At 66.3% G+C, this 20,374-nt stretch carries 17 protein-coding genes and 1 tRNA gene; 9 read left to right on the top strand and 9 right to left on the bottom strand.

All coding sequences use genetic code 11. The features are described 5' to 3' along the window. Positions 1-138 precede the first annotated feature (138 nt). Positions 139-1,545 (bottom strand): NAD(P)H-quinone dehydrogenase, encoded by a 1,407-nt coding sequence (locus ACSYDW_RS09010; RefSeq protein ID WP_438338393.1) that lies wholly within the window; start codon positions 1,543-1,545, stop codon positions 139-141. A gap of 172 nt (positions 1,546-1,717) precedes the next feature. Here ACSYDW_RS09010 and ACSYDW_RS09015 point away from each other — a divergent pair, with 172 nt between their 5' ends. The 5 genes from ACSYDW_RS09015 (at position 1,718) to ACSYDW_RS09035 (ending at position 6,099) form a co-directional block, all read left to right on the top strand. After that, positions 1,718-2,527, top strand: coding sequence for a purine-nucleoside phosphorylase (locus tag ACSYDW_RS09015; RefSeq protein WP_438338394.1), 810 nt, complete (start codon positions 1,718-1,720; stop codon positions 2,525-2,527). An 85-nt stretch (positions 2,528-2,612) separates the two neighbouring features. Next, on the top strand, positions 2,613-4,358 hold the full coding sequence (locus ACSYDW_RS09020) for a phospho-sugar mutase (RefSeq protein ID WP_438338395.1): 1,746 nt from the start codon (positions 2,613-2,615) through the stop codon (positions 4,356-4,358). A gap of 76 nt (positions 4,359-4,434) precedes the next feature. Then, a complete protein-coding gene (gene deoC / locus ACSYDW_RS09025) occupies positions 4,435-5,124 on the top strand; it encodes a deoxyribose-phosphate aldolase (RefSeq protein ID WP_438338396.1) in 690 nt (229 codons plus the stop codon). Positions 5,125-5,169: 45 nt separating this feature from the next. Further along, positions 5,170-5,415: a hypothetical protein gene (locus tag ACSYDW_RS09030; protein WP_438338397.1), complete on the top strand. Its 246-nt coding sequence runs from the start codon at positions 5,170-5,172 to the stop codon at positions 5,413-5,415. A 255-nt stretch (positions 5,416-5,670) separates the two neighbouring features. Further along, on the top strand, positions 5,671-6,099 hold the full coding sequence (locus ACSYDW_RS09035) for a universal stress protein (RefSeq protein WP_438338398.1): 429 nt from the start codon (positions 5,671-5,673) through the stop codon (positions 6,097-6,099). 99 nt (positions 6,100-6,198) lie between these two features. Here the strand turns inward: ACSYDW_RS09035 and mfd are convergent, their stop codons facing one another. Continuing rightward, positions 6,199-9,807, bottom strand: coding sequence for a transcription-repair coupling factor (gene mfd / locus ACSYDW_RS09040; RefSeq protein WP_438338399.1), 3,609 nt, complete (start codon positions 9,805-9,807; stop codon positions 6,199-6,201). Between the two features lie 173 nt (positions 9,808-9,980). Here mfd and ACSYDW_RS09045 point away from each other — a divergent pair, with 173 nt between their 5' ends. After that, positions 9,981-10,478 carry a DUF2505 domain-containing protein gene (locus tag ACSYDW_RS09045; protein WP_438338400.1) on the top strand — a complete coding sequence of 166 codons (498 nt, stop codon included), beginning with the start codon at positions 9,981-9,983 and terminating at the stop codon, positions 10,476-10,478. Positions 10,479-10,748: 270 nt separating this feature from the next. After that, on the top strand, positions 10,749-12,092 hold the full coding sequence (nhaA, locus tag ACSYDW_RS09050; RefSeq protein ID WP_438338401.1) for a Na+/H+ antiporter NhaA: 1,344 nt from the start codon (positions 10,749-10,751) through the stop codon (positions 12,090-12,092). Positions 12,093-12,180: 88 nt separating this feature from the next. Here nhaA and sufU read toward each other — a convergent pair whose 3' ends face one another. From sufU to ACSYDW_RS09085, 7 genes are all read right to left on the bottom strand, one after another. After that, entirely contained in the window at positions 12,181-12,636 is a 456-nt protein-coding gene (gene sufU, locus ACSYDW_RS09055) for a Fe-S cluster assembly sulfur transfer protein SufU (RefSeq protein ID WP_438338402.1), read from the bottom strand. Then, positions 12,633-13,949, bottom strand: a complete 1,317-nt coding sequence (locus ACSYDW_RS09060) for an aminotransferase class V-fold PLP-dependent enzyme (RefSeq protein WP_438338403.1) — start codon at positions 13,947-13,949, stop codon at positions 12,633-12,635. Before ACSYDW_RS09060 ends, sufU begins: the two co-directional genes overlap by 4 nt. Before the next feature lie 381 nt (positions 13,950-14,330). Beyond that, entirely contained in the window at positions 14,331-14,912 is a 582-nt protein-coding gene (gene pth / locus ACSYDW_RS09065; RefSeq protein ID WP_438338404.1) for an aminoacyl-tRNA hydrolase, read from the bottom strand. 21 nt (positions 14,913-14,933) lie between these two features. Next, positions 14,934-15,503 carry a 50S ribosomal protein L25/general stress protein Ctc gene (locus ACSYDW_RS09070; RefSeq protein WP_438338405.1) on the bottom strand — a complete coding sequence of 190 codons (570 nt, stop codon included), beginning with the start codon at positions 15,501-15,503 and terminating at the stop codon, positions 14,934-14,936. A 286-nt stretch (positions 15,504-15,789) separates the two neighbouring features. Next, positions 15,790-16,770 (bottom strand): ribose-phosphate diphosphokinase, encoded by a 981-nt coding sequence (locus ACSYDW_RS09075; protein WP_438338406.1) that lies wholly within the window; start codon positions 16,768-16,770, stop codon positions 15,790-15,792. 43 nt (positions 16,771-16,813) lie between these two features. Next, complete coding sequence (gene glmU, locus ACSYDW_RS09080; protein WP_438338407.1) at positions 16,814-18,286, bottom strand: bifunctional UDP-N-acetylglucosamine diphosphorylase/glucosamine-1-phosphate N-acetyltransferase GlmU; 1,473 nt, start codon at positions 18,284-18,286, stop codon at positions 16,814-16,816. A gap of 97 nt (positions 18,287-18,383) precedes the next feature. Then, positions 18,384-18,456: transfer RNA gene (locus ACSYDW_RS09085), tRNA-Gln, on the bottom strand. A gap of 135 nt (positions 18,457-18,591) precedes the next feature. On the opposite strand from ACSYDW_RS09085, the gene ACSYDW_RS09090 reads away from it, so the two are divergent. Together ACSYDW_RS09090 and ACSYDW_RS09095 are read left to right on the top strand one after the other, a co-directional pair. Beyond that, positions 18,592-19,242: a TetR/AcrR family transcriptional regulator gene (locus tag ACSYDW_RS09090; RefSeq protein ID WP_438338408.1), complete on the top strand. Its 651-nt coding sequence runs from the start codon at positions 18,592-18,594 to the stop codon at positions 19,240-19,242. 105 nt (positions 19,243-19,347) lie between these two features. Continuing rightward, on the top strand, positions 19,348-19,932 hold the full coding sequence (locus ACSYDW_RS09095) for an acyltransferase (RefSeq protein ID WP_438338409.1): 585 nt from the start codon (positions 19,348-19,350) through the stop codon (positions 19,930-19,932). The last annotated feature ends 442 nt before the right edge of the window (positions 19,933-20,374 follow it).

Here is a 20,374-nt window from a genome sequence, read left to right on the forward strand (position 1 = left end):
GGGGGGGGCGGCCCCCCCCCCCCCCCCCCGCGGGGGGCCCCCCCCCCCCCGGGGGGGGGGGGGGCCCCCCCCCCCGCCTGGGGCTTCGGGGCCGGGGCCGTCCGGCGGCCGTCGGGCCGGGGCCGGGCGATGTCCCCCCTAGAGGTGGACGTGGAGCCGGCGTGCGGCCTCGGACAGCGATCCGGAGAGCGACGGGTAGACCGTGAACGTCTCGGCCACGTCGTCGACGTGCAGCTTGTTGTGCACGGCCAGCGCGATCGAGAAGATCAGCTCCGATGCGCGCGGTGCAACCACGACGCCGCCGATGACGGTTCCCGAGCCGCGTCGCGAAATGATCTTCACGAAGCCCTGGTCGATGTTCATCATCTTGGCGCGCGCATTGGTGGCGAGGTCGAGCTTGATGATGTCGGCCTGGTACTTGCCCTCGGCGACCATCCGCTCGGTCACGCCGACCGTCGCGATCTCCGGGGAGGTGAAGATGTTGGAGGAGACCTCGTTGAGCTTCAGCGGCTTCACGGAGTCGCCCAGCAGGTGGGCCATGGCGATGCGGCCCTGCATGGCGGCGACCGAGGCGAGCGCGAACACGCCGGTGCAGTCGCCCGCGGCGTAGACGTTCGTCGCGGTGGTGCGCGAGACGCCGTCGACCTTGATGTGGCCGGACTCGGTGAGCTGCACGCCCGCTTCCTCCAGGCCGATGCCCGCGGTGTTCGGGATCGAGCCTACCGCCACCAGGCAGTGGCTTCCCTCGATGACCTGGCCGTCGCCGAGGGTCACGCGGACGACGTCGCCGTCGCGCACCACGGCCTCCGCGCGCGCCTGGGCCACCACGTTGACGCCGTTGCGCTTGAAGGCCTCTTCGAGCACCTCGGCCGCGTCGGCGTCCTCGCCCGGGAGCACGCGGTCGCGGGAGGAGACCAGGGTGACCTTGGTGCCCAGCAGGTTGTAGGCCGAGGCGAACTCGGCGCCCGTGACACCGGAACCGATGACGATCAGGTGCTCCGGGATTTCCTTCAGGTTGTAGACCTGGGTCCAGTTGAAGATGCGCTCGCCATCGGGCTTGGCGGTGGGCAGCTCGCGCGGGTGGGCGCCCACGGAGACCAGCACCGCATCCGCCTCGATCTTCTCGACGCTGCCGTCGGCGCGGGTGACCTGGATGTTGCGGGCGTCGAGCATCTTGCCCTCGCCGATGACCACGCGCACCCCGACCCGCTCGAGGCCGACGTGGATGTCCGAGGACTGGTCCCGCGCCAGGCCCAGCAGGCGGGAGTTGACCACGGAGAGGTCGGCCTCCGCCGCGGCAGTGTCGTCGCCGAGCTTGATGCCGAACTCGCGTGCGCGGACCACGCGGCGCATGGCGTCGGCCGTGGCGATCAGGGTCTTGGACGGGACGACGTCGGTCAGGACGGCGGAGCCGCCCATGCCGGCGCGTTCGATGATGGTGACCTGCGCGCCCAGCTGAGCGCCAACCATGGCCGCCTCGTAGCCGCCGGGGCCACCGCCGAGGATGACGAGCCTGTGGGAATTGAAATCGTGTTGTGCACTCACGATCACCTATTCTCCCCTACTGCGGCACCAAGTGCACAACCGCCTCCGAGCCGTCCCCGATGGCCACCGCGGAAGTCCCGGTGAACCCGCCGTTACGCGCTTGCCGTAGGTCACACCCGAAGCTGGCCCCGCACGGCTGACAAGTACGGTATCCGCCGGTAAGTTTAACCTCGTGATCGATAACGCAACCGACCCCTTTGCCCTGGCCTCAGCCGCCGCCGCCAAAATCGCCGACGTGACAGGCGTCCCCTCGCACGACATCGCCCTGGTGCTCGGCTCCGGGTGGGGCGAGGCCGCGAACCTGATCGGCGAAACCACCCACCGCATCCCCGCCACGGACCTGCCCGGCTTCCACGCCGCGGCCGTCCCCGGCCACGTCGGCACCATCTCCTCCGTGCTGACCCGCGACAACAAGCGCGTGCTGGTGCTCGGCGCACGCACCCACTTCTACGAGGGCAAGGGCGTGCGCTCCGTGGTCCACGGCGTGCGCACCGCCGCCGCCGCCGGCGCCAAGACGCTGGTGCTGACCAACGGCTGCGGCGGGCTGAACCCCGCCTGGGCCCCGGGCACCCCGGTGCTGATCTCCGACCACCTCAACCTCACCGCCACCTCCCCGCTCGAGGGCGCGACCTTCGTCGACCTGACCGACCTCTACTCCTCCCGCATCCGCGGGCTGGCCCGCGAGGTCGACCCGTCGCTGGAGGAAGGCGTGTACGCGCAGTTCACCGGCCCGCACTACGAGACCCCGGCCGAGGTGCAGTACGCCAAGGTCATCGGCGCCGATCTGGTGGGCATGTCCACCGCGCTGGAGGCCATCGCGGCCCGCCACGCCGGCATGGAGGTCTTCGGCATTTCGCTGGTCACGAACCTGGCCGCAGGCATCTCCGAGACCGCGCTGAGCCACGAGGAAGTCATCGAGGCCGGTGCCGCGGCCGGCCCGCGCATCTCCGCGCTGCTGGCCGACATCGTCGCCAAGCTCTAGCAGCCGCGGGGTCCGGCGCGCACCGGCGCACCGGGCCCCCATGCTCTTCCCCCTCCACCTCCCCGCCCGACCTAAGGACCCGCCCATGAGCCAAACCCTCCACCACACCGAGTTGCTGGATCGCGCAGCGGCCTGGGCGGACCAGGACCCCGACGCGCAAACGCAGGCGCAGTTGCGCGGCCTGTGCTGGCGCGTGCGCTCCGGCGAACCCGAGGCGCTGGAGGAACTCGAGGACAGGTTTGCCGGCAACCTCGCATTCGGCACCGCGGGCCTGCGCGCCGAACTCGGTGCGGGGCCGAACCGGATGAACTCCATGGTGGTGCGCCGCACCGCAGCGGGCCTCGCCCGCTTCCTGCTCGGGCGCGCCGCCGGGGGCTACGTCCCCAGCGCAGTCGTCGGGTTCGATGCACGGCACAACTCCGATGTCTTCGCCCGCGAATCCGCGGCGATCCTCACGGAAGCCGGCGTGAAGGTCTCGCTGATGCCGCTGCCACTGCCCACCCCGGTGCTGGCCTGGGCCGTGCGCGAGCTGGACGCCGAGGCCGGCATCATGGTCACCGCCAGCCACAACCCTCCGGCGGACAACGGGTACAAGGTGTACCTGGGCGGTCGCGTGGAGCCCGGCTGGGGCCGCGGCGCGCAGATCGTCACGCCCGCCGACGCGCAGATCGCCGCGCAGATCGACCACGACGAGCCGATCGCCGCCATCGCCCTGGCCGACTCCGGCTGGGACGTGCTGCCGGGCCGTGGCGAGGACGGGGACATCGAGGCCGCCTACCTGGCAGAGGTCACCGCGCTGCTCACCGCCCCGGGCGGGCCCGCGACGGCGGAGCTCGATGCCGCGCGCGCCGACCTGCGGATCGTACTGACGCCGATGCACGGCGTCGGCGGGCACACCATGTCCCAGGGCTTCGCGTCCTCGGGGTTCACGCAGGTCTCGATCGTTCCCGAGCAGGAACACCCGGACCCGGAGTTCCCCACCGTCGCCTTCCCCAACCCGGAGGAACCCGGCGCCATCGACCTGGCCGTGGAGCTCGCCCGCGAAACCGGCGCCGACCTGGTGATCGCCAACGACCCCGACGCCGACCGCTGCGCCGCGGCGGTCCGCTTCCCGGACACCGGGTGGCGCATGCTGCGCGGCGACGAGGTCGGATGGCTGCTCGGCGCGCGCCTGGCCCCGACGCTCGCCCCGGATGCGGTGCTCGCCAACTCGATCGTTTCCTCCCGCATGCTTGCCTCCATCGCGACGGCCCGCGGGCTGAAGCACGAACAGACCCTGACCGGATTCAAGTGGATCTCGCGCGCCCCGCACCTGGCCTTCGGCTACGAGGAGGCCCTGGGCTACTGCGTGGCCCCGGAGCTGGTGCGCGACAAGGACGGCGTGTCGGCCGCGCTGCTGCTGGCCGAATACGCCGCCGAGCTCAAGGCCGCGGGCTCCGGCTTCCCGCAGGTGCTCGACGAGCTGGCGCTGCAACACGGGCTGCACCAGACCGACCAGCTCTCGGTCCGCGTCAAGGACCTCGCCCTGCTGGGCACCATGATGGACGCGCTGCGCGCCGCCCCGCCGCAGTCTCTCGCCGGGGAAGCCGTCACCGAATTCGAGGACCTGGGCCTCGGCGCACACCTGCCGCCGACCGACGGCCTGCTCTTCCTCACCGAGGCCGGTACCCGGGTCATCGTCCGGCCCTCGGGCACCGAGCCCAAGCTCAAGTGCTACCTGGAAATCATCGCCCCCGCCGCCTCCGCCGGGGACCTGCCCGGACTCCGGGCCGCCGGCACCCGGCGGCTGGATGCCATCAAGTCCGAGCTGCTGCACCTGCTGCGCGCCTAGCCGGCCGCAGGCCCGCACCGGCGACGACGCACCAACCCGAACCCCCACCCCACAACCACAGGAGTTGTCCCCCTTCATGAGCACCGAGACGAACACGGCGAACATCGCCTCCTACATCGACCACACCATCCTTGCCGCCGACGCCTCCCGCACCGACATCGAGCGCATCTGCGCCGAGGCCGCCAAGTACAGCTTCAAGTCGGTCTGCGTGAACCCGATCTGGGTCTCCACCGTGACAGCGGCCCTGGCCGGCTCCGGCGTGCTGACCTGCTCGGTGATCGGCTTCCCGTTCGGCGCCACCACCACCGCCTCGAAGGTCTTCGAGGCACGCGGCGCCATCGCCGACGGCGCCAACGAGATCGACATGGTCATCGACATCGCCGCGGCCAAGGCCGGGGACGAGGCGGCACTTGTTGCGGACATCGCAGCCATCGCCGACGCCGTGCACGAGGGCGGCGCCATCCTGAAGGTCATCATCGAGACCGCGCTGCTCACCGACGACGAGAAGGTGCTTGCCTGCCGCGCCTCGGTGGCCGCGGGGGCGGATTTCGTGAAGACCTCCACCGGGTTTGCCGGCGGCGGGGCAACCCTCGAAGACGTCGCCCTGATGCGTGCCACAGTGGGCCCGGACCTGGGTGTCAAGGCCTCCGGCGGGGTGCGCTCGCTGGAAACCGCGCGGGCCATGATCGCCGCCGGTGCCACGCGGCTCGGATCCAGCTCCGGAGTTGCTATTGTAGAGGGTGAACAAGGCACCGAGGGGTACTAGGACGTACGCCCGCGGGCACTGAAAACACACTCAAGGAGAATCGCTGTGTACTCGAACGGCAAGAATGTGGCTCACTCGGGCCAGGGACGCTTCGTCGGCAACTTCATCGCAACCCTGGTGTTCCTGGCAATGTTCTGCGGCGCGATCTACGCACTGTCGTTCTTCTCGCTGGACAACGCCTGGATCCCGGGCCTCTCGTGCCTCGCACTGACGGTCCTCGCCTGGGCCATCCCGCAGCACATCCTGGGCATGTCGGACCGCTCCCCGGCCAAGACCGCCTCGGAGCGCTAAACCAGCTCTACAGCCAGGGCGCACGTTCCCCGGTTCCCGCCGTCACGGCGGGTCCCGGTCCGTGCGTCCTGGCTTTTTTCGTGCCCGGCAAGCATCCCCGAAATGCACCAGGGGCGCGGGACGGCGCCGCGGCGCAGCATCTCCCAAACTTTTCTACGCCACGTAGAAAAAGCCATGTGGGAACGGGTATGATGGTGCACAACGGACCCCCAAAGGTCCGCACAAGAGCCCAGCTTGCAGAAATGAGAGCCGCACATGGAAAACGCCCCACGCACCAAGGTCATCGTCGGAATCGACGGATCCCCGCAGTCGATCGAAGCACTTCGCTACGCGGCACCGCTGTCCAAGGCACTCGGCCACAACCTGGAGGCCTTCGCCTCGTGGCTGCCGCGCATCGCACTCGAGGACTACACCCCGGAATGGAACCCCGAGGCCGACGCCCGCGAGGCCCTGGACGAGACCATCGCCGAGGCCTTCGGCGAGGACGTCCCGGAGCACCTGGTGCGCACCGTCGTCATGGGCCCGGCGGCCCCCACGCTCATCGAGGCGTCCAAGGACGCGGCAATGGTCGTCCTGGGAACCCGCGGCCGCGGCGGCTTCAAGGGGCTGCTGCTCGGCTCGGTCTCCAGCTCGCTGGCCGCACACGCACACTGCCCGGTGCTGATCCACCACGGCGAGAAGTAGGACCCCGCACGAAAAATGCCCTTCCCGGACGGGAAGGGCATTTTTCGTGCCCGCGGGCGGCCCGGCGGAGCGCCAGGGACCCCGGGCACGACGTCGGTGTCAGGCCCTCGGGGGCTCGGCCTCGAAGATGTTCCCCAGCACGCCGGAGACCCAGTCCAGGATCTCCTCGTCCACCAGGTCGCGCCCGCCCACCGCGGAGGTCTTCGGCTTCGGGATGAAGATCGACTCAAGCGCCGGCTTGTCCACGGCGCCCTTGTACATGCGGGCCAGGCGCAGCTGCCGCGAATCGGGCAGGTTCCCGATGGCCGCGGGGGCGAACTTGATGAAGTTGCCGACCATTCCCACGTCGGTGAGCCCCAGGGCACGGGCCCGGATCCGGATGCGCGCGACCTCCAGCAGGTTCACCACCGGCGCCGGCGGCTGCCCGTAGCGGTCCACCAGCTCGGCACGGACCTCCTCAAGCCCCTCGAAGTCGGTGGCCGCGGCGATCTTGCGGTAGGCCTCCAGGCGCAGCCGCTCCCCCGGCACGTAGTCGTGCGGCAGGTGCGCGTTGACCGGCAACTCGATCTTCATCTCGGTGGTCTTCTCGTCCGCATCGCCCTTGTATTCCGCCACGGCCTCGCCGACAAGGCGCAGGTACAGGTCGAACCCGACGCCGGCGATGTGCCCGGACTGCTCCCCGCCCAGCAGGTTGCCGGCGCCGCGGATCTCCAGGTCCTTCATGGCCAGCTGGTAGCCCGAACCCAGCTCGTTGTGCGCGGCAACGGCCTTGAGCCGCTCCAGCGCGACCTCGCCCAGCGGCTTCTCCGCGTTCCACAGGAAGTAGGCGTAGGCGCGCTCCCGGCCGCGGCCCACGCGGCCGCGCAGCTGGTGCAGCTGGGAGAGCCCGTAGATGTCCGCCCGGTCCACGATCAGCGTGTTCGCGTTGGAGATGTCGAGGCCCGTCTCGATGATGGTGGTGGAGACCAGCACGTCGAACTTCTTCTCCCAGAAGTCCTGGATGATCTTCTCCAGGCGGGACTCGCTCATCTTGCCGTGGGCGACCTCCACGCGCGCCTCGGGCACCAGCTGGCGCAGTTCGGCGGCGACCGAGTCGATCGAGGAGACCCGGTTGTGCACGAAGAACACCTGGCCGTCGCGCATCAGTTCGCGGCGGATGGCCGCGGAGATCTGCTTGTCGGTGCGCGGTCCCACGTAGGTGAGCACCGGGTGGCGTTCCTCCGGCGGGGTGGCCAGCGTGGAGGTCTCGCGGATTCCGGTCAGGCTCATCTCCAGGGTGCGCGGGATCGGGGTCGCGGACATGGAAAGCACGTCCACGTTGGTGCGCATCTTCTTGAGCTGCTCCTTGTGCTCGACACCGAAGCGCTGCTCCTCGTCGACGATCACCAGCCCCAGGTCCCTGAACTGCACGCTGTCCGAGAGCAGCCGGTGGGTGCCGATCACCACGTCGACGTTTCCGCTCTTCAGCCCCTCGATGATGTCCTTGGTTTCCTTGGCGGTCTGGAAGCGCGAAAGCGTCTTCACGCGCACCGGGAAGCCCGAGTAGCGCTCGGTGAAGGTCTGGTGGTGCTGGGAGGCCAGCAGCGTGGTGGGCACCAGCACGGCGACCTGCTTGGAGTCCTGCACGGCCTTGAACGCCGCGCGCACGGCGATCTCCGTCTTGCCGAAGCCGACGTCGCCGGAGACCAGACGGTCCATCGGGATCTCCCGCTCCATGTCCGCCTTGACCTCGTTGATGGTGGTCAGCTGGTCCGGGGTCTCCACGTAGGCGAAGGCCTCCTCCAGCTCCGACTGCCACGGGGTGTCCTTGGCGAAGGAGTGCCCGCGGCTTGCCATGCGCGCGGAGTACAGCCGGATCAGGTCCCCGGCGATCTCCTTGACGGCCTTGCGCGCCTTGGACTTGGTGCTGGCCCAGTCCGAGCCGCCCATCTTGGAAAGGCTCGGCGCCTCGCCGCCCACGTAGCGGGTGACCTGGTCCAGCTGGTCGGTGGGGACAAAGAGCTTGTCCCCCGGCGCACCGCGCTTGGACGGCGCGTACTCGAGCACCAGGTACTCGCGCTTGGCGTCGGTGCCCCCGGCGACCTTGCGGGCGATCAGCTCGACGAACCTCGCGATGCCGTGCTGCTCGTGGACCACGTAGTCGCCCTCCACCAGGGAGAGCGGATCGACGGCGTTGCGCCGCTTCACGGCCATGCGCTTGGCCCCGCGCGGGGCGTAGGCGCTGGAGCGGCCCAGCAGGTCGGCCTCGGTGAGCAGGCCCAGCTTCAGCGAGTCGAGCACGAACCCGCGGCCGGCCTGCGCCGTGGTGATCTCGATGAGCCCTTCGGTCGGCTCCCCCTCCAGCGAGTCGATGCGGTGCGTGGGGATGTCCGCGTCGTGGAAGAGCTCGGCCAAGCGCTGCGCCGGGCCCGGGCCGTCGGTGGCCACCACCAGGCGCCAGTTGTCCTTGATGCGCGAGGAGATGAACTGCATCATCTCCGCCACGTCGCCCTGGTAGCCGCGGGGCTCCCGGGCGTCGACGCGGAGGGCGTCGACCTCCGGCAGCAGTTCCGCGTCGGTGCCCAGCGAGGTCAGCGTCCACCAGGAAACCTCGGCCGCCTGCGCGTCGAGCAGGGTCGCGGCCAGCGAAGTGAAGTTGCCGGCCTCCAGCTCGTCGGCGGCCGCCTGGGCCTGCGCCTGGCTGAGGTCCAGCGGCGCGGCCCCGCCGTCGGAGGCCGTGGCCCAGGCCGCGGCGAGGAACTCCGCGTTCGTGGCCTCGAGGTCGTGGGCGCGGGCGCGCACGCGCTCGGGTTCCATGACCAGGGCTATGGACTCGGCCGGCAGCTGGCTCAGCAGCGGCACCATCGCGTCCACAAGCAGCGGCGCCAGGGATTCCATCCCCTCGACGGCGACACCGCCGGCGATCTTGGCCAGCATGTCCCGGGCCGCCGGCATGTGCGCCTGCAGCTTCGCGGCCTTTGACATGACTGAAGGGGTGATCAGCAGCTCGCGGCAGGGCGGAGCCTGGATGTGCACTGGCGCCTCGGAGTCGAGCGAGCGCTGGTCGGCGATCGAGAAGTAGCGCATGGCCTCGATCTCGTCTCCGAAGAAGTCGATGCGCACCGGGTGGGCGTAGGTCGGCGGGAAGACATCGAGGATGCCGCCGCGCACCGCAAATTCGCCGCGGTGCGTGACCATGTCGACGCGCGCGTAGGCGGCGTCCGCCAGCGCCCTGACCACCGAGGAAAACGGGTACTCGTCGCCCACCCGCAGGTCGACGGTCTCGAGCTTGCCAAGCCCAGCCACCAGGGGCTGGATGACGGCGCGGATCGGTGCGACCACGACCTTCAGTCCCGGGTCCTTGAGTTCGAGGCGACGCAGCACCGCGAGGCGTCGTCCTACGGTGTCGGAGCGCGGCGAGAGCCGCTCGTGCGGAAGCGTCTCCCACGAGGGGAACTCCGCGATGGCGTCTTCGGGCAGGTAGCTGCGCAGCCCGGCGCTCAGGTCCTCGGCCTCGCGGCCCGTGGCAGTCACGGCCAGCACCACGGCCCCCGGCACCTTCGATTGCAGCGCCTCGACGGTTTCCGCCGTGATGACCGGGCGCATGCCCGTGGGTGCGGAGATCTCCAACTGGTTGGCCCGCGTCACGTAGCCGGTGGCGGCGTTTGAATGCACCCTGGAAAAAGTGGTGTCGGCTCGCAGCGCACTGCGCAGACCATGAAGCGCCATCGACTAGGTACCTTTCGAGAAACCGGTTTCCGCGCACAACACGACTACCCGGAATTCCATGTGAATCCCGGGGTGCGCATATCCAAGCGTACAGCTCCTCCCAGGTGGGACGGGTACCCTAGGAGGCGCAAGAACGTTTGCTTCGGCCGATCTATATTTACGGAGTTTGCCCCATGGCACTTAATGCCACCACTGATTTGATGCACGCCCCCGAGGCAGTCATCGCCACCTTGACCGACCGCGCTTTCGCCGAGCACCTGACCACCATGGTCGGTGGCGAACTGAAGAGCTTCGACATGACCGGGGACGTGGCTGCGGCGTTCACCCTGACCACCGTCCGTTCCCTCCCGACCGACCGCGCTCCGGAGATCGCCCGCAAGTTCGTGGGCCAGACCGTCGAGGTCACCCAGGTCGAGTCCTGGTCCGCACCCGCCGCCGACGGTTCGCGCGATGCGACCCTGAAGGTCACCGTCGGTTCCCTGCCGGTTTCGGTCGCCGGTTCCGAATCGCTGCGTGCAAGCGCCGAGGGCTCCGCCCTTGGCCTCGAGGCCACTGTCTCCTCCTCGATCCCGTTCGTTGGCGGCAAGATCGCTGCAGCGGCCGAACCATTCATCTCCAAGGCGCTGGCCCTGCAGGCCACCAGCGTCTCCTCCTGGATCGAACGCGGCTAGTCCGCCGCCCTCCGGGCCCGGTTCGACAACCTGGCCCGGCCCAGCGGACCCGTCCTCTCCAACCGCAGGAAAGCGGCAGGAGTGGGCGGGTTCGTTGCTTAACAGGCCGCGCCGTCCGGGCCACCGGAGCGGCCCGTTCGCGTCGCTCCGCGCGGTTCGCCGAGGAAAAATGTGCGTTGGGCCATCCCTTTCCGATAGTGTGGAACGTGGTGTGCCGGGAAGTCTGGTCGGCGATAATTCAACGTACCCGAAAAGAATTGGTGCAAAACCATGACTCAATCGAAGCCCCCCACACCTGCCAGCGGGACAGTGCTTGGCCGCGGCAGCTACTCCGAACACCTTCGAATCGGTGAGATCCTCCGCCGCGAAACCGTCGGCGGCATCCTCCTCATCCTCGGTGCCGTGGCCGCCATCATCTGGGCAAACTCTCCCGCCTCCGCAAGCTACTTCGCACTGCGCGACTTCCACATCGGCTTCGAGGTCGCAGGCATCGACCTCGACCTTTCGCTGGGCCACTGGGCAGCCGACGGCCTGCTGGCGGTGTTCTTCTTCCTGGTAGGGCTCGAGCTGAAGAAGGAGTTCGTCGCAGGCGACTTGCGCGACTTCAAGCGAGCCGTGGTGCCTGTCGCCGCGGCATTCGGCGGCGTACTTGTCCCAGCACTGATCTTCGTGGCACTCAACGCTTCCACCGGCGGGGAAACCCTGCGCGGCTGGGCAATTCCCACCGCCACGGATATTGCCTTTGCCGTAGCCGTACTGGCCGTCATTGGCTCCAACCTGCCATCCCCGCTGCGGATCTTCCTGCTGACACTGGCCGTCGTCGACGACCTGATCGCCATCGTCATCATTGCGTTCGTGTTCACAGACGACCTGCGCCCGGTGTACCTGCTTGCGGCCATCGTGCCGATCGCCTTCTACGCATTCCTCACCCACAAGTGGCCCAAGTTCTTCGCTTCGCAGCGGTGGGCACCGTGGCTGATCCTGCTGCCGCTGGGCATCGTCAGCTGGGCGTTGGTCTTCGGGTCCGGCGTCCACGCAACGATCGCCGGTGTCCTGCTGGGCTTCTGTGTCCCGGTCCTGCGCAAGGACGCACCGGACAAGCCAGGGCTGGCCGAGAAGTTCGAGCACCGTTTCCGCCCGCTCTCCAGCGGCTTCTGCGTTCCGGTCTTCGCCTTCTTCGCGGCCGGTGTTGCCATCGGCGGCACCAGCGGCATCGCCTCGGCCTTGAGCGACCCGGTGCTTTGGGGCATCGTTGCCGGCCTCATCTTCGGAAAGCCCCTGGGCATCATGGGCTCCACCTGGCTGGTGACCAGAAGCGTCCACGCGAACCTGGACCCCGACGTCAAGTGGGGCGACCTGCTCGGTGTCACGTTCCTGGCCGGCATCGGCTTCACGGTCTCGCTGCTGGTTTCGGAGCTGTCGTTCGGCCTTGAATCCCCGCACTACGACCACGCCAAGGTCGCGATTCTCATGGCTTCGGTGCTGGCAGCGGTCCTCGGTGCGCTGTGGCTGCGTCCGCGCGACCGACGCTACCGCATCATCGCCGAACGCGACGCCGTCGACGAGGACCACGACGGGATCCCGGACGTGTTCCAACAGAAGCCCGGCGCTTAGCCGGTTCAACGTCAAAGGGCCATGGTCCCGTCCCCCGAACGACATCTCGGGGAGTCGGGGCCATGGCCCTTTTCACGTGGCGTGCAGGTCAGGCCTGGGAATTGGCCTCCAGCAAGGCGGCCTCGGCCGCAACCCAGGCAAGCATCGCGCACTTGACGCGTGCGGGGAACTTGGAGACCCCGGCGAACGCCGCCGCGTCGCCCAGGATCTCCTCGTCGGCTTCCCTGCTGCCTCGGGATCTCATGAGTTCCCGGAATTCCTCGAGGATTTCCATGAATTCCTCGCGGTCAAGTCCGACAGCCATGTCCGCCAGCACCGAAGCCGAGGCCATCGAGATGGAACATCCGTCTCCCTCCCAGGAAACGGCCTTCAGCTTGGATCCATCCATCTGCACACGCAGCCGGATCTGGTCACCGCAAACCGGGTTGTGCTGCATGGATTCGCCGTGCGCACCGGCGGAATCGAAATCGATCAGGCCCTCCCCCGTGCGCGCCTTTGAGTGTTCCAGGATGATCTGCTGGTACAGCTGGTCTAGTTCGTTCATTTGCCGACTCCGAAGTATCCTCGCACATCGGCCACCGCGTTCAGCAGTGCATCAATGTCGCTTGTGGTGTTGTAGATGTAGGTGCTGGCGCGGGTGCTTGAGTTCACTCCCAAGGCACGGTGCAACGGCTGCGCGCAGTGGTGTCCCACGCGCACCTCGATGCCACGGGCGTCGAGGAACTGCCCGACGTCGTGCGGGTGCACTCCCTCGACAGCGAAGGGCGCCACGCCGATTCGCGGCACGCCGCGTGCCGGCCCCAGCAGACGCACGCCGGGGATCTGCTGCAGGCCAATGAGCATGCGTTCGCCGAGGTATTCCTCCCAAGCGGCCACGCGCTCCATTCCGACCTCTTGGAGGTAGGACACCGCTGTGGCAAGCCCGTGGGCCTGGGCGATGCGTTGGGTGCCGGCCTCGAAGCGCATGGGGGCAGGCAGGAACTCCGCCTTCTCCATCGTGACGGAGGTGATCATTGACCCGCCGGTGAGGAAGGGCGGCATCGCGTCGAGAAGTTCGCTTCGTCCGTACAGTCCGCCGATCCCCGTCGGCCCGAGCATCTTGTGGCCGGAGAAGGCCATGAAGTCCACGTCGAGCGCCTTGACGTCAACCGGGAGGTGCGGGACGGACTGGCAGCCGTCCAGTACCGTAAACGCCCCGACAGCGCGGGCCAGGGAAACCAGCCTCGGGACGTCGGTGACGGTACCCAACACGTTCGAGACGTGGGTAAATGCCAACACGCGGGTCCGCGGGGAAACGACTTCATCGGCGATGTCCAACCGAAGGGCGCCGTGCTCGTCGATGGGAATGTATTTCAGTGTGGCCCCGGTCCGGAAGGCCAGTTCCTGCCAAGGGATCAGGTTCGCGTGGTGTTCGAGTTCAGTCACCACAATCTCGTCGCCCGGGCCCAAGGCAAAGCGTCGGGCCGCTTCCCCGCCGAGGCCCGCGCTTGCGTTGCCGAACGAGTAGGTCAGAAGGTTCAAGGCCTCTGTGGCGTTGGAGGTCCAGACCAGCTCGTTCTCGCCCGCCCCGATGAATCCGGCCACGGTTGCACGCGCCTGCTCGAAAACGTCTGTTGCCTCGACGGACAGCGAATGCGCCCCGCGGTGAACTGCCGCGTTGTAGCTCTCGTAGTAGTGTTGCTCGGCTTCATAGACGCAGGTCGGCTTTTGGGACGTCGCACCGGAATCCAGGTAGACCAGCTCAGCATCGTTGACCCGGCGTTCGAGAATGGGGAAATCCGCCCTGAGGCGGGCTACCTCGACGTCGTCGAGGGGCTCGAGGCGGGCATCATGCGGTTGTGGAGATGCACTGGACACTGTTGGATCCTCCGAAGTCTCGTTTCATGCCGAAACGTTCCCGGATCCGCACCCCGATTCTTGTCGGACGCGCAGCCGGGAACCATGCCTTGATTACGGCATCAATTTCTTCGCTAATTGTCCCATGTAGTGGCTGCGTGGGCATCTAAGTCAAACCTTACCCGGGCTTTCGGGCACAAAAAAGAGGCCGGCAGCAGGATGGGGGTGGCCCAGTCTCGGAGGCCGCCCGCTACCGGCCCCTGGTATTTGGGGCCAAAAAGGCACTAAATCATTGTAAGAGCTGAACGATGGTTCAACAAATTCGCGAATCGGCACTCAAGCCGAGACCTTTTCCGTCGACAGTTGTCAGCTCCGGATCGGAGCGCACCCCCGGGACACATGTTACGAAGTGTGAACCTTGAGTTGGGCCGCTTCGAGTCCCAGGTGCACCAGGTGCTCGACCGCGTCTGCCGCATTGTCGATCAGGAAAGGAAGATCCTTCTTTTCGTCCTTGGAGAAGTCCTTGAGCACGAAATCAGCGGTATCCATGCGTCCCGGAGGACGCCCGACCCCGACCCGCACCCTTAAGTAGTCCTTGGTGCCGAGTGCCTTGGAGATATCCCGCAGCCCGTTGTGCCCGCCTTCTCCGCCACCGATCTTGAGCTTGACGGTGTCGAAAGGGATGTCGATTTCGTCGTGCACGGCGATCACGTGTGATGCGCCGACGCCGAAGAACTTGGCAAGGTTTCCGACTGGCCCTCCGGAAAGGTTCATGTACGTCATCGGCTTGGCCAAGATCAGTTTCGGTCCGCCAATTCCGAGACGACCCTCCAGTATTTGCGAGCGGGAGCTGTGGGTCTTGAACTTTCCACCCATCCGGGAGGCCAATTCGTCAACGACCATTTGTCCGACATTGTGCCTATTGTGCGCGTAGCCGGGCCCGGGGTTCCCGAGCCCGGCTACGAGCCAGGTATCGCTAGTCATGCGATGAAGATTACCTGAAGACTACTCGGCGGAAGCCACTTCGGCTTCGGCTGCTGCAGCGGCATCGATGGTCGCGATGACGACGTCGCCCGGGATAGCCAGCTCGGTGCCTGCCGGCAGGACCAAGTCCGAGGCCAGGATGTGCGAGCCTGCTGCAACACCGGAGATGTTGGCAACAACGAATTCCGGAAGCGCAACGGCTTCTGCCTCAACGGCGATCGAAGCGTGGTCCAGCGACAGGGTGGCGCCGGCTACAACTTCACCTTCAACGTGAACGGAGACGTCAACGGTGACCTTTTCGCCCTTCTTGACGATCAGGAGGTCAAGGTGGTCTACGGTCTGGCGCAGGGCGTGGCGCTGGATGTCCTTGACCAGGGTGACGGTTTCTTCGCCATCGACGGAGATGTTCAGCAGGGCGTTTGCGCCGCGGACTGCAAGGGTGGTTGCAGCGGACGGGAGAAGAACGCGAACCGGCTCTGCGCCGTGGCCGTAGATCACTGCAGGGATCTTGCCGGCGCGGCGGGCCTGGCGTGCAGCGCCCTTGCCGAAGTCGGTGCGCAGTTCGCCGTCAAGCGTGATGATGTTGCTCATGGTTTCTCCTTGTGGAAGATGATTGATTGGTTCTTGCCCCGCTCGGGCCTAGAAGCATCATCATCCGATTCCTTGTCAGGAGAAGGACGCTAATTGCGTTTCTAGCCTCGTCGATAACGGACCCCACATTCGCATGCAGTTCCCTCGCCTGGGCACAAGCATCAATTTTAGCAGGAACCGCCCCCGACAGGGAAATCACGGGATCGGGCGCTCGGGACCTTGTGAAAGGACCCCCTGATGCCAGTTCAGCATCAGGGGGTCCTTGGAATTCTAGAAGGCGGCGTTCTTAGGCGTTGCCGTCAAACAGGCTGGTGACAGAGCCGTCTTCGAAAACTTCCTTGATGGCGCGGGCCAGCAGCGGGGCGATCGAAAGCACCTTGAGGGTGTCGAAGCGCTTGGATTCAGGAATCGGCAGGGTGTTGGTGACCACTACCTGACGCGCACCGCATTCGGCGAGGCGCTGGGCGGCCGGGTCGGAGAATACGGCGTGGGTGGCTGCGATGATGACATCCTTGGCGCCGGCGTCCTTGAGCACCTTCACTGCACCGGCAATGGTTCCGCCGGTATCGATCATGTCGTCGATCAGCACGCAGGTGCGACCCTCGATCTGGCCGACGACCGTCTTGGAGACAGCCTGGTTCGGTACCGTGAGGTCGCGTGACTTGTGTACGAAGGCGAGCGGGGCCCCGCCCAGGCGTTCCGCCCACTGCTCGGCAACACGGACGCGTCCGGTGTCCGGGGACACGACCGTTACTTCGTCGCCACCGACAAGTTCACGGATGTAGTCCGCGAGCAGCGGGATGGCGAAGAGGTGGTCGACCGGGCCGTCGAAAAAGCCCTGGATCTGCGCGGTGTGCAGGTCCACGCTCATGATGCGATCCGCGCCGGCTGCCTTGAACAGGTCGGCAACCAATCGGGCCGAGATCGGCTCGCGTCCGCGGCCCTTCTTGTCCTGGCGTGCGTAGGGGTAGAACGGCGCCACCACGGTGATGCGGCGGGCGGATGCGCGCTTCATGGAATCGACCATGATGAGCTGTTCCATCAGCCAGTTGTTCAGCGGTGCCGGGTGGGCCTGGATGACGAAGACGTCCTTGCCACGCACCGATTCACCCGAACGAACGTAGATCTCGCCGTTGGCGAAGTCGTACGCACTCATCGGAAGCAATTCGGTGCCGAGCTCCGCTGCCACCTCTTCGGCTAGCTCCGGGTGGGCACGGCCTGAAGCTAGCACCAGCTTCTTATCGACGTTATGGCTCAGTTCGCTCATGTGATCGCTTTCTCGCTCGAACGGGGATCGAAGGTGATTGGTTTTACTTTGCGGAATCCGCTGACACGGTGGCTACACCGGAATCAAGGGCCGACTTGAATGCAGCTTCTGCGGCGGGGGTACCCGGGCGCTTGGCAAGCGTCCAACCCTCGGCATTGCGTTGCGGTGCCACGGAGAGGGCAAGTGCCCCCGCCGGAACGTTCTTGCGCACGATGGCGCCGGCTCCTGTGTATGCACCGTCGCCGATGGTCACCGGGGCGACAAAGACGGTGTTGGAGGCGGTGCGCACGTGCGAACCAATGACGGTGCGGTGCTTGTTGACACCGTCGTAGTTGGCCGTGATGTTGCCACAGCCAATGTTGGTGAATTCACCAATTTCAGCGTCCCCGGCGTAGCCAAGGTGCGAGAGCTTCGATCCACGGCCAACAACGACGTTCTTGGTCTCGTAGAAGGCACCAATCTTGGCGTCGGGGCCAAGGTTGGTCTTGGGGCGCAGGTAGGCAAAGGGGCCCACCGTTGCTCCCTCGGAAATGTTCGAGTCGGTGACATCCGAACGCACGATCCGTGCACCGCGCCCGACGGAGGTGTTGTTCAGCGTGGTATCGGGGCCGATCACCGAGTCGGTGCCGATCGCTGTGGCACCGTGAAGCTGGGTGCCGGGCTTGATGGTCACGTCGTTGGACAGCGCGACCTCAACGTCGATCCAGGTGCTGTCCGGGTCGATGATGCTGACACCGGCACGCATCCAAGCCTCGAGGATGCGGCGGTTCAATTCCTTGCCCAGGGCGGCAAGCTGGACGCGGTCGTTCGCGCCTTCCACCTGCCAACGGTCCTCCGTCACGACGGCTGCCACGCGGCCGCCGTTTGCCCGGGCGATCCCCAGGACATCGGTCAGGTACATTTCGCCCTGGGCGTTGTCGGTGGTGACGTCATTCAAGGCCGAACGCAGGATCTCGGCGTCGAAGGCGTAGATGCCGGAGTTGACTTCGCGGATGGCGCGCTCTTCGTCGCTTGCATCCTTGTGTTCGCGGATGCCAGTGACGGTTCCGTCCTCGGCACGGAGGATCCGCCCGTAGCCCGTTGCATCGTCAAGCAGCGCGGTGAGGACAGTGACTGCGTTGCCGTCGCGGTCGTGGACTTCCACGAGTTCCGACAGAAGCTCGGTCGTCAGCAGGGGAACGTCGCCGTAGGTCACGACGATCGTGCCCTCGAGGCTTGCATCAAGCTTTTCCAGGCCGACCTGTACGGCACGGCCGGTGCCCGGGATTTCGTCCTGGTCCGCAATTACTGCCGATGGGTGAACCTGCAGGAGGTGCTCGACGACACGGTCGCGTTCGTGCCGAACCACTGCCACGAGCTTTGCGGGTTCCAATCCCTGAGCTGCGGCAATCGCGTGGCCAACCATGGAACGGCCGCCGATTTCGTGAAGGATCTTGGGCTTCGCCGACTTCATTCTGGTTCCCGCGCCTGCGGCTAGGACGATGACGGCAGCTGGTGCGTTGGCTTGAACGCTCAAGATGTGTACTCCCTGTACTTTGGCTAGCCGGACCGGCCCAGCCTGGCTTCACCATTCTATCCGGTGAACTTCACCAAGAATTTCATCGGGTGATGCGTTCCGCCCATAGGACTCGAACCTATACTCCACAGCTCCAAAGGCTGGGGTGCTGCCAATTACACCAGGGCGGATTGTGCTTGGAGACTGGCTCTGCAACACAGTCATCCATTCTGCCACGACTGGGACCCTTGATGCGACTTGGCCTTCACGCGTGTCAGCGCCGCAGGGAGCGCCTCCGCCGCCCTTTCCTGCGTACCATGAAGTGCATGAGCTCCATTCAACGCCCCCGCACCCGGATGACCGGCGTTCAGCGTCGACTCCAACTGCTCGATATCGCCCGACAGCTGTTCTCCCTGCGCGGTGTTGACGGAACCACGATCGAGGAGATCGCCACGGCCGCGGGGGTGTCGAAGCCCGTTGTCTATGAACATTTCAGCTCCAAGGAAGCCCTCTACATGGAGGTGGTGACAAACGAATACCGGGAGCTGCTGGCACGCATCACCGATTCGCTTTCAGGCGACGACAGCTCACGCGTCCTTCTCGAAAAGGCTGCGCTGGCGCTTTTGACCTACATCGAGGACTGCACGGAGGGCTTCCGGATCCTGGTTCGCGACGCTCCCCCGTCCCAGCCCGAAGGCACCTACTCGACCCTGCTGACCAAGGTGACCGAACAGGTCGAGCACATCCTGACCGACGAATTCTCGCGTCGTGGGTTCAGCGCCGAGGACGGCTCCATCTATGCCCAGATGCTGGTCGGCATGGTCGCGATGACCGCACAGTGGTGGCTTGATGCCCGGCATCCGGACAAGCGCACTGTGGCAGCCCACGTGGTGAACCTCGCATGGTATGGGCTGACAGGTCTTCGCAAGGAGCCCGGGCTTCGTGACCAGACCGTGTTGACCCAACCGGATCAGTAGCCTCCGGCGGTTCCCGCGGCTTGAACCCTTGTGCGGAAGACATCCCTTCCTCCACTGTTAGGTGAGCATAGGAATCCTGCTGGCTGGTGATTTGGGGAATCAGTAATGACGCATGTTGAGGAAACCGCGGATGTCGCGTCAAGTGCCCGTGTGGGTGCCGGCACCAACATCTGGCATTTGGCACAGGTGCGCGAAGACGCTGTCCTGGGGGAACAGTGCAATGTGGGTCGCGGCGCCTACATCGGCCCCGGCGTCCAGCTTGGCCATCGCTGCAAGATACAGAACTACGCGCTGGTCTACGAGCCCGCCGTGCTCGAGGACGGGGTGTTCATCGGCCCTGCCGCCGTACTGACGAACGACCTTTTCCCACGTGCGATCAACCCCGATGGCACTATCAAGACGGGCGACGACTGGGAAATGGTTGGCGTGACCATTCATCAGGGGGCAGCCATCGGCGCAAGAGCCGTTTGCATTGCTCCGCTGGTCATCGGGAAATGGGCCATGGTCGCCGCCGGTTCGGTTGTTACCAAGGACGTTGCCGACTACTCGGTGGTCGCGGGGGTGCCTGCCAAACGGGTGGGATGGGTCGGCGAAGCGGGCCGCCCGCTGACCCACGCCGAGGGCCACTGGGTCTGCCCTGCCACCCAAAAACGGTACGTCGAATCCGACGGGAAACTGCGGCCCTTGTGAGGCGTGCCCCGGCATCCAGCGAGGGCACCTCTCGCATTCCTGGCCCTGCTTCATCTTGGAGTGCACCGGCGTCTTCGCGGGCAGGCCCTGAGATGTTCCACTGGCCGGTCACGACGGCGGAACACTGTCGATCCCGGGACCAACTCGCCTTCTCCGGCGTTCACTACCAGGCTGGTGACGACTCTCTTAAAAGTTCCCTTTGAGAACCACCTCGGTGCGCTCAGGCCCTCCAGGTGTGCGATCGTCCTCCGGGCTCCAGGATTCGGGCACCACTTCTTCCGGCAAGAACGCGTCCATACTTTCCGGGGCGACGAGTACGGCTGGTCCGGAGCAGTCATCGGAGTGCTACCTACCTTCTTGTTCCCGAAAATTAGGGTGTGCGGATCAAGAAAACACTTAAGACTCCTCAAAAGTCTGCACATAGATTGGTTTCCATCGGGGT

The sequence above is a fragment of the Paeniglutamicibacter selenitireducens genome, from assembly GCF_051550675.1.
Classification (GTDB): Bacteria; Actinomycetota; Actinomycetes; order Actinomycetales; family Micrococcaceae; genus Paeniglutamicibacter.